We start from the raw sequence: 10,741 nt of genomic DNA on the forward strand, positions 1-10,741 counted from the left end.
GACGAAGGGCAGGGGAGATCAAGCCCAAATCATGATCACAATTGTAAAGGCGTGCGAAGCGCGGGCTGAACATCGCAAAAACGTTTGAAATGGAAATATATAATGTACGACACCTGGGCGTTTGTGTGGTAATATAAGACCAGATTTATTGCACGTCCGACAGAACCCACAACGAAGGGTCGAGCGCGCGGTCGCGCCATTTCATTCGCCAGCAAAGATGCGGCCCCGTAGCGCGCCCCTTCTGCCCGACCTGACCGATCATCTGGCCCTGATGCACCATATCGCCGGTCTTTACGGTCAGGGCCGACAGATGCAGATACATGCTGATCAGGCCCTGACCGTGGTCGAGGAGAATCAGGCCGCCTTCGAAATGCAGATCGGGTTCGGCGAGGGCGACGCGGGCGGTCTGCGGGGCATAGACGGGCTGCCCTTCGGGCGCGGCCATGTCGAAGCCGTAGTGCGGGCTTTTCGGTTCGCCGTTGAGGACGCGCTGATTGCCGAAACGGCCCGATACGCGGAATTGACGTAGCGGCCAGACGAAAGGCCGCATGAACCAGGCGGCGTCTTCGCGGCTGGCGAAGCCGATATTCTTCAGGTCGCGTTCTTTGGCGATGCGCTCCAGCAGGACCGGGTCCGTGGGGCTGACCTGTTCCGGCGGCAGGCCGTCGATGCGCTGAATATCGTAGGGCGTGCGCAGGATCTCGAAATCCATCGAGGGGCCTTTGCCGATGACCAGCCGCGCCATTTGCGGGGCGTCGCGGTCGAAGCCGATGACGAAATCGCCCTGTTCCGAGGTCAGGCCGCGCGGCGTGCCGTCGACGAGGATGTCCTGATGCGGTTCGCCGCGACCGATGGCGAAACCGCCCTGCACGAATTTGCCGGTCAGGCTGTAAGGCCCGCTTTTCAGCGTGCGCGCCCAGACCGAGCCATAGGGCCGCGGTTCGGCATTCAGAGTATGGGGCGCGACAACGGAGGCGAGGCCCAGTCCGAGCCCGCCCCCCAGAATATGTCTGCGGCTTAGCGCCCGTTCAGAGCTTTCCATCGGGCCGTGGCCTCTTCCGGCCCGGCATAGGCCTCCTGCGTGCGGGGGTTCCAGTAGCGCAGGGCCTCCAGCGGGATTTGCTTGCCGGACACGGCGCAGATCACGAACTTGCCCGGGCGCATGACGGCGTATTCACCGTCGCCGTAATGGAGCACGGCCTGATCGGGTAGGGGCGGCTTGGAATGCATATTCATGCGCCCAAGATAGGCCCCTGATCTTCGGGGTGCAAGAGCCTAAAACAGGCTGCCCTGTTCGGGCTTCGGTGCAGCGGGTTTCGGCTTCGATACGGGTTTGGGGGCCGGTGGCGCGGGCTGCGCGCCGTCGGTCGCCACGACGCCCAGGGTGCGGTCGCCCTTGAAGGTCAGGGTCAGGACCTCGCCCGCCGTCACGCCGTCGGGGGAGGTCACGAGGCTTCCATCCGCGCCGTTGACGCGGGCGAAGCCCAGATTGAGCGGCCGGTCGGGATCGAGGCTGAGGCGCAACTGATCCAGTCGTTGCAGCCGTTCGGACTTCTGGGTCAGCAGGCGAGCAAAGGCCGCATCGAGCCGTTGCGTCAGTTCGGGCAGACGGGCCTGCGAGCGGCTGATCTGCAGGCGGCGGGTCATGGCGGCGTCGAAGCGCAGGGTGACGCCGTTCAGCGCCTCACGCTTCAGTTCCAGCGGGCGGAGGGGCAGGGCCGGGGTCAGGCGCGCCGACAGGCGGGCAAAGTCGAGCCTGTGCCGCTCCACACCGCGGGTGAGCGCTGCCGTGGCGCGCTCGGTCAGTTGCGTCACGCGTTCGCCCTTGAGCTGTCGCGGGCGCTCCAGCAGGGCCGGAGAGAAGCGCGCCGCCGTGCGGGCAAAGGCCGTGTCGTGGGCGTTGAGGTTGCGCAGCAGTCCGCCGCCGAGGCGGTGCGCCGCATAGTCGAGCCGCTGCTGCGCCGCGTCGATCAGTTCCTGCGGTTTGGGCAAGGCGCGCGCCAGCAGGGCCACGCGTTCGCGGCGGTTGCGCAGGGCCTGATCGAAACTGCCGAGGCGGCGGCGCTCCAGATCGAGCACGAAGCCGCGCAGTTCGCCCAAGACCGGCGTGGCCATTTCGGCGGCCCCGGTGGGTGTGGGGGCGCGGCGATCAGACACAAAGTCGATCAGGGTGGTGTCGGTTTCGTGCCCGACGGCCGAAATGATCGGGATGGTGCAGGCGGCGACGGCGCGCGCCAGCCCTTCGTCGTTGAAGGCCCACAGGTCTTCGACCGAGCCGCCGCCGCGCGCCACGATGATTACGTCGGGGCGTGGCGCCTCCCCAGACTGAAAGCCGTTGAGCGCGTGGATGACCTGACCCGGCGCGGCGTCGCCCTGCACGATGACCGGCCAGACGATGACGCGGCACGGCCAGCGGTCGCGGATGCGGTGGAGAATGTCGCGGATCACCGCGCCGGTCGGTGAGGTGATGACGCCGATGGTCTTCGGCGCGAACGGCAGGCGCGTCTTGCGTTCCACCGCGAACAAGCCTTCGGCGTGCAGCTTCGCCTTGGTGCGCTCAAGCTGCGCCAGCAGGGCGCCGATGCCGGCGGCTTCGAGGCTTTCGATGACGATCTGGTACTTGGACGAGGCGGGGAAGGTGGTCAGCTTGCCCGTCACGATGACCTCCAGCCCGGCCTGCGGCTGCGCTTTCAGGCGGCTGACATTGCCCTTCCAGATGACGCCGTCGATGGCGGCGCGGTCGTCCTTCAGCGTCAGATAGACGTGGCCCGACGAATGGCGCGTGACCTTGGACACTTCTCCGCGCAGGCGCACATGGTCGTAGGCGCTCTCGATGGTGCGTTTCAGCGCGCCGGCCAGTTCGGACACCGACCACGGCGGGCTGTTGGACTGCGAATCGGCGGGGGCGAGCAGATCGTCGGACATTGTGCGGGTTTAGCCGCCCGCGCCGGACCTGTCACGGGCGTAATTTTACGCCTTGTAAAGTCTGTTGTGGCACGGTGCGCGGGTAAAATCCGGAGTATCGCGTCATGACCCCTGAAGTTGAGGCCCAAAGGCCGGACGCCAAATGGCCTGATGTAAGCCTGGAGGAAAAGCGTCTTGAGGCGCTGCGTATCCTGGATATTCTGGATAGCGAACCTGAGCCGGAATTTGATGAAATCACCCGCCTGGCCGCGGACCTGTTCGACACGCCCATCGTCGCCGTGTCGCTGATCGACGCCATACGGCAGTGGTTCAAATCGAGCATCGGCCTGACGGACTGCGAAACCTCGCGCGACGTGGCCTTCTGCGACTACACCATCCGCAAGGACGAGGTGCTGGTTATACTGGACGCCACCAAAGACCCGCGTTTCGCCAGCAATCCCTTTGTCACCGGCGATGCCCATATCCGCTTCTATGCCGGTGCGCCCATCCGCTTCGGTGAGGTGCTGGTCGGGGCCCTGTGCGTCATCGACACCGAACCGCGCGCCGAATTCAACGACCGTGACCGCACGCGCCTGACGGCGCTGGCCACCACCGTGTCGTCGATGATGACCCTGCGCAAGGACGCTCAGGTCAAGAAGACCATCATCCGCAATCGCGACGAGACGCAGAAGAAGCTGGAGATGATGGAGGCCGTCGCCGGCGTCGGCTACTGGAACGTCAATATCGCCGAATATACGGTGCAATGGTCGCGCGGCGTCTACACCATCCATGCCGCGACGCCGCAAACCTATCGCCCCAGGCTGGGGGACGCGCTGGAGCGCTATCATCCGGACGATCGCGAGCGCGTGCGCGGCTATGTCGAGCGCGCCATGGATACGGGCGAGGGCTTCACCTTCGAGGCACGGCTCAACCGCTTCGACGGCGAGGAGTGCACGGTCTTTTGCGAAGGCTCGGTCGAATGCGACGACAAGGGCAAACCCGTCTCGATCTTCGGCGTGCTGCAGGACATCACCGAGCAGAAGGGGATCGAGGACACCCTGACCGAGGCCCGGCGCAGCGCCGAGGCCTATGCCCAGGCCCAGGCCGACTTCCTGTCGAACATGAGCCACGAAATCCGCACGCCGCTGACGACCATCATCGGCTACGCCAACCTGCTGTCGGAAACCGAGGGCCTGCCCGAAGAAGGGCAACTCTATGCGTCGCGGTTGCAAAAGGGCGGGCGGGCGCTGCTGGCCCTGATCAACGACATTCTCGACTTTTCCAAGCTGGAGGCCGGTCTGGTCACGCTCGACCCTCAGGACGTCAATATGCGTGAACTAACCGAGGAGGTGTGCGAGCAGTTCGCCGTTCAGGCCAATGCCAAGGGTGTGGCACTGCATCTCGCCTACGAGGCGTCCTGCCCCGACTGGCTCAAACTCGACGACGTGCGCCTGACGCAGGTGCTGTACAATCTGGTCGGCAATGCCTGCAAGTTCACCAGGGCGGGCGAGGTGCGGCTGAAGGTGTCGGCGCGACCGGAAAATGACGCTCTGCGTTTGCGCGTCGAAGTCAGCGACACCGGCCCCGGCCTTTCTGCGGCGCACCGCGAACGCCTGTTCCGCCGCTTCTCGCAGGCCGACCACAGCATCAACCGCGAACACGGCGGATCGGGGCTCGGCCTGTCGATCAGCTACGAAATCTGCCGCCTGATGGGGGGCGAGATCGGTGTGGAGTCCGAGGAAGGGCAGGGCAGTTGCTTCTGGTTCGAGGTGCCGGTCGAGCCGGCGTCCGACCGCGTTGGCGAAGCCGCAGATTTCAAGGCCGAGGCCGAACTGCCCTGGGGCCTGCGCGTATTGCTGGTCGAGGACCACGCCATCAATCGCCAGATGATCGCCACTCTTCTGACGAGCGCCGGAGCCGATGTGATCGAGGTGGCCAACGGCGCCGAAGCCGTAGCCCAGTGCATGACGCAGACCTTCGACGTGGTGGTGATGGATATCAACATGCCCGTGCTCGACGGTCCGGCGGCGACCCGCGTCATCCGCGAACAGTGCCGCCTCAACGCCACCACTCCGGTGATTGCGCTGAGCGCCATGGCCGACGTCCTGCCGCCGGCGGATGCCGTCCTGTTCACCCATCGCGTCGCCAAGCCCGTGGCGACCGCAAACCTGTTCCGTGCGCTGGCCGATTGCGCCGCCACCTCAACCAATCTGTCTGTCCGGAGCGCCTGACCTATGCGTATCTCCAATTACGACGCGCGACGCCCGCGCATTCTGGTGGTCGAGGACGACGAGGATCTGCGCCTGTTCATCAAGACGGTGCTGGTGCGCGCCGGGTTCGACGTGGCGCTGGCGGCCAACGGGCTTGAGGCCATCGACCGTGAAAATCCGGACTTTGATGTCATTCTGCTCGATCTCGCCATGCCGCAGATGGATGGTTTCAGCTTCCTGGCCCACCGCCGCGGCAAACTGCGCGAGATTCCGGTCATCGTGCTGACCGCCCGCCATCAGTCGCAGGACGTCAAGCGCGCCATCGAACTGGGGGCCATCGATTTTCTCGCCAAGCCCTTCGACAACCAGATGCTGCTCAAGCGCCTGCAACGCGCCATGAAGCCGATCCCGCGCACGGGCTCCAGTACTGTGTCGTGGTAAGCTAAGCGCATTCCAAAACGGTGCAGCTGTTTTTGGAATCAAATGCGCGACTTGACCTAAACTGCGGTCAGCTTGAACAGGGCCGAGGCATGGCCACGCAGTTCCAGTGACATTTCGCCTTCGGCGGTCGATACCGCACCGGTCCACAGGTTTTGCACCCGCGCCTTGTCCGGCGCGCCGACGGCCTTGAGCGACTGCGTCACCACGTGCGGGTGGTCGGCGATATTGAACAGGGCCAGATAACGCGCCTTAAGGTCAGACGTCTCCGCCGTCCACACCACCTGCGTGCCGTCGTTCGAGACGGGGAGGTTGTTCAGACTGTCCTGATTGAGCGCGAGAACCTCTTTATTGGTCAGCAGTTTCAGCGTCGCCTCGTCGAGTGCGCGCAGGTCGCCGCCCATGATCAGTGGCGAACGCGCGATCGACCACAGGGTCATCAGGGTCTGCTGCTCGTCGGGGGTGAACTTCGTCCTGCGCTTGCCCAGGGCCAGAAGCCCTAAGGGCAGCATGTCGGCATCGGGCCACGCGCCCGGGCGGCGGAAGGGGTTCCAGTCGGCCAGCCGCCTGAACTGCGCCTTGAGCATCCCCCAATCGTCCCAGAAGTCATCGGAGATACGCCACATCTGGGCGTATTGCTGGGCGTGGACGCCCCATTTCAGGTCGGTTTCGCCGGGCGACAGGCTGAGGATCATCGGACGGCCCGACGCGGCGATGGCGACTTGTGCGCCCTCGATCTCGGCCCAGTTGACGCCATAGGGGCGGCTCATATCGTCCATCTTGACGAAGTCGACGCCCCAGTCGGCGAACAGTTTGAATACCGAGTTGTAATAGGCCTGCGCGCCGGGTTTGGACATATCGACGCCGTACATGTCGGTGTTCCAGGTGCAGACCGAGTTGGGGTTGGCGACGTCGCGGGCCGTGTATTTGGTGCCCAGCACCGGCAGGTTCTTCTCATAGGCGAGACGCGGGATGCCGCGCATCAGATGGACGCCGAACTTCAGGCCGAGCCGGTGCACCTTGTCGGCCAGCGGCTTGAAGCCCGAACCGTTGGCGGCGGACGGGAAGCGGTTGGGCGCGGGCAGCAGGCGGCCGTAGCCGTCCATGGCCAGTTCCGCCCCGTGACGGTATTCGTAGCCGCTGGCGTTGGGCTCGTACCACTGGATATCGACGGTAAACACGTCATAGCCGGACGGCAGCAGCTTTTCGGCCATGATCTGCGCCGTTTCCAGCGCCTGCGCCTCGGTCAAGGTGGTGGCGAAGCTGTTCCAGCTATTCCAGCCCATCGGCGGCCCGGGCGCGCGCAACGGTGCGGCCTTGCTCTGTGCCGAGGCGGGCAGGGCGGCGGCAGCGCCGATCAGGGCCGGAGCGGCAAAAAGGGCGCGGCGGTTCAGCTTGGACATGTCAGACTCCCCTCGTATTTTGTCTGACTATTACAGCGGCGTTTCAAAAACGCCAGAGCAAACTCACGCCCGCAGTATCTTCGCCATCGGGCGGCCCTTGCGACGAAGGGGACTTAGACGCTGGCGACACTGATCTTATATACGCGGTGCCGGGTCAGGACGGTTTCCGCTGCGAAAACGGCCCCGATCCTGCACCGGACCCGGCTTAATCGCAAACCCCGATATTTCCGCTTGACCAAAGCCGCAACCTGACCGAAGTCACGGCCATGAACATCCTGCTGATCGGTTCGGGCGGCCGTGAACACGCCCTCGCGTGGAAAATCCGTCAGTCGCCGCGCGTGTCGCGTCTGGCCATCGCGCCGGGCAATCCCGGCATGGCGGCGCTGGGCGAGGTGCACGACATCAAGGTGACCGATGTGGCGGGCCTGACGGCGCTGGCCGTCGAAATCAAGGCCGATCTGGTCGTCGTCGGCCCCGAAGCGGCTTTGGCCGAAGGCATCGCCGACGCGCTGAAGCGGGTCAATATCCCGTGCTTCGGTCCGTCGCAAAAGGCCGCGCAACTCGAATCGTCCAAGGCCTTCACCAAGGACTTCTGCAAGCGCCACGACATCCCCACGGCAGCCTACGAAACCTTCACCGACGAAGCGGCGGCCAAGGCCTATCTGAAAACCCGGTCCGCCCCCTATATCATCAAGGCCGACGGTCTGGCGGCGGGCAAGGGCGTGGCCATTTCACCCGACCTCAAGGATGCCTTTGCCGAGCTGGAGGCCATGTTCGGCGGCCGCTACGGCGCGGCATCGCAGACCGTGGTCATCGAGGAATTCATGGCGGGCGAGGAGGCTTCGGTCTTTGCCATCGCCGACGGTGAAACCGCCATCCTGTTCGGCATTGCGCAGGACCACAAGCGCGCTTTCGACGGCGATGCCGGCCCCAATACCGGCGGCATGGGCACCTACAGCCCCGCGCCGGTGGTGACGCAAGACATTCTCGACATCACCGAGCACGACATTCTGGCTCCGACTATGGCTGGCATGAAGGCCGAGGGTAATCCCTATACCGGCGTCCTCTATGCCGGTCTGATGATCGAAGACGGCAAACCGCGTCTGGTCGAATACAATGCCCGCTTCGGCGACCCGGAATGTCAGGTGCTGATGCTGCGCCTCAAGAGCGATCTGGTGCTTTATCTGCTGGCGGCCGCGACGGGCCGCCTCAAGGACATGCCCGCGCCGGAATGGCACGACGAAGCGGCGGTCTGCGTCGTCTACGCCGCCAACGGCTATCCGGACAGCCCGGTCGGCGGCTCGATCATCCGCGGCGCCGAGCAGGATTTCGGTCCCAATGTCAGCGTCTTCCACGCCGGGACCAAACGCCTCGACGACGGGCGTCTGGCGGCGGCGGGCGGGCGCGTGCTCAATATCTGCGCGCGCGGTAAGACCATCCGCGAAGCCCGCGACGCCGCCTATGAGGCGATCGCCAAGATCGACTGGCCCATGGGTTTCTTCCGCTCGGATATCGGCTGGCGCGCGCTCTGAATTGCGGTCTTTGGCCTATGAGTGCGGCGGCGTTAGCCTCCTGCGCCTCGACTCAAATCTAACAATTCAGATTCAGCGAACAGGGTTAGACTTCCTTACGCACCCGGATGAACAGCCACGGCTCCGATTCGTCACGGCGCAATTCGCGTGAGGTCAGCGCCGAGGCGTTGCGCGCCCCTTCGAAGCGGTCGCGGTCGTAGTCGTGGACGCGACCGAGGATGTTCATGGCCTCGACGCGCCAGGTGAGTTTCGGGTTTGGCTTGTATTCGACGAAGGCGCTCATCCATATGCCGGCGCGGGCATAGGAGACCTCCTGCACGCGCCACATCTTCTCGTCATAACCCGACACCAGGCGCGAGCCCCACACCATGTTACGCTTCGTCAGGTCCTGCGTGAAATTGACTTCCCAGAAGACCGGCGATTGCCCCGAAAAGCGGCGCTTGAGGCCGGTCAACGGGTCTGACACCTCGCTGTCGACCAGAGACAGCTTGGCTTTCAGCAGGCCGCCGGGGACGTTCAGCCGGTCGGTGGGCAGGGTGGTGTCGATAACGAACTCCTCCATCTTGCCGTCGCCGATATTGCCCTTGGCGTCGAAGACGCTGCCGTCGTCGGCCACGACCGGGACGCGGTCGATGACGTCTGACACTTCGTGGTGGACGTATTTGATGACCAGCGCGCCCTTGTCCCAGAAGCGGTAATTGGCGCTCAGTTCCGACTCCCAGCGCTTGTCCGGCTCAAGGCTGACATTGCCGGCCTTCACCGTCGAATCCAGCAGGTCGATCGAGGAGACGAAATCGTCGAAATTGAGCTGCCCCAGCACGCGCTCGACGCGCACGATATATTGCCACGGCCCCTTGGGCGACCACGTCACCTGAAGTTTGGGTTTGGCGTAAGAGAAGCTCTTTTCGTCAGGGCGTTCGCTGTCCTGAGAAATCGTCGACCACTCGTATTTCAGGCCGCTTTCGATGGTGAGGTTCGGGCGCACGCGCCAGGTGGCCAGCACCGAGGCTTCGGTGCGGTCCTCCTCGACCTTGACCTTAGACGCCGGCAGGTCGATGGCCTCGTCATTGACGGTCAGGGCGGTGTCGCTGTCTCGCGAATTATAGGCCTTTTCCAGCCCGGTTTCGAAGCTTAGCGTATCGCTGCGCGTCCAGGTCAACTGACCCGAAAGGATGTTCTCTTTCGACACCGTGTCGTCGGAAAACAGCGTGTCTTCGTCGGGACTTATATAGGCGTCCTTGACCTCTTCGTGCGAATATTTCGACAGGGCGTTGATCTTCAAGGCGAAAGCCTTGCCCAGTTGACGATTGTACTGGAAGCCGCCTTCGCGCATATCCTCTTCGTAATCGAGGTTTTCGACCGCGGTCGTATCGGTGATGTAGCGGTAATTGCCCTTATAGGTGTTGGGCACCCATTTACCGTTCAGCGTCAGCTTGCCGCCCCACAGCGGATGCGAACCATTGCCCATCAGTTCGACGCCTTCACCGCCGGCCTCGGCCAGAATATCCATGCGGCGGGCCGGGCTGCCATCCGTCGGGAAGATCATCTTGTGGCCGTTATTGGCCTCTTCATCGAAATTGTTGAACACGGTGGCCGACAGTTCGATCGATTTGTCGCCGGCATTCCGGGCATAGGTCACACGGCCGACCGGACGGAACCAGCCGTTGGTCAGCAGGCGCGTATTGGCGATCAGGGTGATGGTCGGCTTGTCCGAGGCCTTGCGGATGATGTTGACCACCTGGGTCTGGCCCTGCATGTCGATGCCGTCGGCACCGCCGATGATCAGGTCGATGCGCTCGACCGTCCCCGCCGGGATGCGCCCCAGAATGTCGCTCAGTTGATCGGTCTTGGAGGTCGGGCGCTGACCGTCGATCAGCACATTGCCCGCCGCGCCGGCAAAGCCGCGCACCTGATCGACATTCTTCAGCGTGAAGCCGGGGATGCGGCTGACCATGTCAAAGGCCGACTGCACCTGAAAATCCCTGAAGTAGACCTGATCGTAGGGGATGACCTGCCGCGAGGCGCCCGTTACTGCTTCGGAAGTTGCGGTTTGGGCCAGGGCGGCAGCGGGCAGCAGGACCAGCAGGGAAGCGGCGCAGAACAGGGCCTTGGGGAAGCGCATAGGACGTCCGTCGGAAAGAGGGCGACAAGATGTCGCGTCTGAAACCTCTTTCTCACAACGGTGTTTTACGCTCTAGTGAACAATAGTTTATTTAATGAAGAATTTGTAATTAAAACACGTTCTGATCCGGAT

General features: G+C 63.7%; 8 protein-coding genes. 3 read left to right on the forward strand and 5 right to left on the reverse strand.

What is annotated here, in order from left to right; genetic code table 11:
- Positions 1 to 145: 145 nt before the first annotated feature.
- The 3 genes from LH365_RS05585 to xseA are packed head-to-tail and all read right to left on the reverse strand — an operon-like array spanning position 146 to position 2,925.
- The gene (locus LH365_RS05585) at positions 146 to 1,042 is read right to left on the reverse strand and encodes a M23 family metallopeptidase (RefSeq protein WP_226745181.1); all 897 of its coding nucleotides are present in this window, start codon (positions 1,040 to 1,042) and stop codon (positions 146 to 148) included.
- Complete coding sequence (locus LH365_RS05590) at positions 1,018 to 1,236, reverse strand: DUF2093 domain-containing protein (RefSeq protein ID WP_226745182.1); 219 nt, start codon at positions 1,234 to 1,236, stop codon at positions 1,018 to 1,020. The genes LH365_RS05585 and LH365_RS05590 overlap by 25 nt, the downstream gene beginning before the upstream one ends.
- Before the next feature lie 39 nt (positions 1,237 to 1,275).
- Entirely contained in the window at positions 1,276 to 2,925 is a 1,650-nt protein-coding gene (xseA, locus tag LH365_RS05595) for an exodeoxyribonuclease VII large subunit (protein WP_226745183.1), read from the reverse strand.
- A 104-nt stretch (positions 2,926 to 3,029) separates the two neighbouring features.
- Between xseA and LH365_RS05600 the strand changes: the two genes are divergently transcribed.
- Positions 3,030 to 5,135: an ATP-binding protein gene (locus LH365_RS05600; RefSeq protein ID WP_226745184.1), complete on the forward strand. Its 2,106-nt coding sequence runs from the start codon at positions 3,030 to 3,032 to the stop codon at positions 5,133 to 5,135.
- A gap of 3 nt (positions 5,136 to 5,138) precedes the next feature.
- Positions 5,139 to 5,555 (forward strand): response regulator transcription factor, encoded by a 417-nt coding sequence (locus LH365_RS05605; protein ID WP_226745185.1) that lies wholly within the window; start codon positions 5,139 to 5,141, stop codon positions 5,553 to 5,555.
- Positions 5,556 to 5,611: 56 nt separating this feature from the next.
- Here LH365_RS05605 and LH365_RS05610 read toward each other — a convergent pair whose 3' ends face one another.
- Complete coding sequence (locus tag LH365_RS05610; protein WP_226745186.1) at positions 5,612 to 6,955, reverse strand: glycoside hydrolase family 27 protein; 1,344 nt, start codon at positions 6,953 to 6,955, stop codon at positions 5,612 to 5,614.
- A 266-nt stretch (positions 6,956 to 7,221) separates the two neighbouring features.
- Here LH365_RS05610 and purD point away from each other — a divergent pair, with 266 nt between their 5' ends.
- Complete coding sequence (purD, locus tag LH365_RS05615) at positions 7,222 to 8,487, forward strand: phosphoribosylamine--glycine ligase (protein WP_226745187.1); 1,266 nt, start codon at positions 7,222 to 7,224, stop codon at positions 8,485 to 8,487.
- Between the two features lie 85 nt (positions 8,488 to 8,572).
- Here purD and LH365_RS05620 read toward each other — a convergent pair whose 3' ends face one another.
- A complete protein-coding gene (locus LH365_RS05620) occupies positions 8,573 to 10,609 on the reverse strand; it encodes a TonB-dependent siderophore receptor (RefSeq protein WP_226745188.1) in 2,037 nt (678 codons plus the stop codon).
- Positions 10,610 to 10,741: the final 132 nt, after the last annotated feature.

The sequence above is a fragment of the Asticcacaulis sp. AND118 genome, from assembly GCF_020535245.1.
In the GTDB taxonomy this organism is placed as follows: Bacteria; Pseudomonadota; Alphaproteobacteria; order Caulobacterales; family Caulobacteraceae; genus Asticcacaulis.

Coding starts and splice junctions, on each gene's coding strand:
- LH365_RS05610 (WP_226745186.1), bottom strand. CDS start 6,955: ATGTCCAAGCTGAACCGCCGCGCCCTTTTTGCCGCTCCGGCCCTGATC.
- LH365_RS05620 (WP_226745188.1), bottom strand. CDS start 10,609: ATGCGCTTCCCCAAGGCCCTGTTCTGCGCCGCTTCCCTGCTGGTCCTG.
- xseA (WP_226745183.1), bottom strand. CDS start 2,925: ATGTCCGACGATCTGCTCGCCCCCGCCGATTCGCAGTCCAACAGCCCG.
- purD (WP_226745187.1), top strand. CDS start 7,222: ATGAACATCCTGCTGATCGGTTCGGGCGGCCGTGAACACGCCCTCGCG.
- LH365_RS05590 (WP_226745182.1), bottom strand. CDS start 1,236: ATGAATATGCATTCCAAGCCGCCCCTACCCGATCAGGCCGTGCTCCAT.
- LH365_RS05605 (WP_226745185.1), top strand. CDS start 5,139: ATGCGTATCTCCAATTACGACGCGCGACGCCCGCGCATTCTGGTGGTC.
- LH365_RS05600 (WP_226745184.1), top strand. CDS start 3,030: ATGACCCCTGAAGTTGAGGCCCAAAGGCCGGACGCCAAATGGCCTGAT.
- LH365_RS05585 (WP_226745181.1), bottom strand. CDS start 1,042: ATGGAAAGCTCTGAACGGGCGCTAAGCCGCAGACATATTCTGGGGGGC.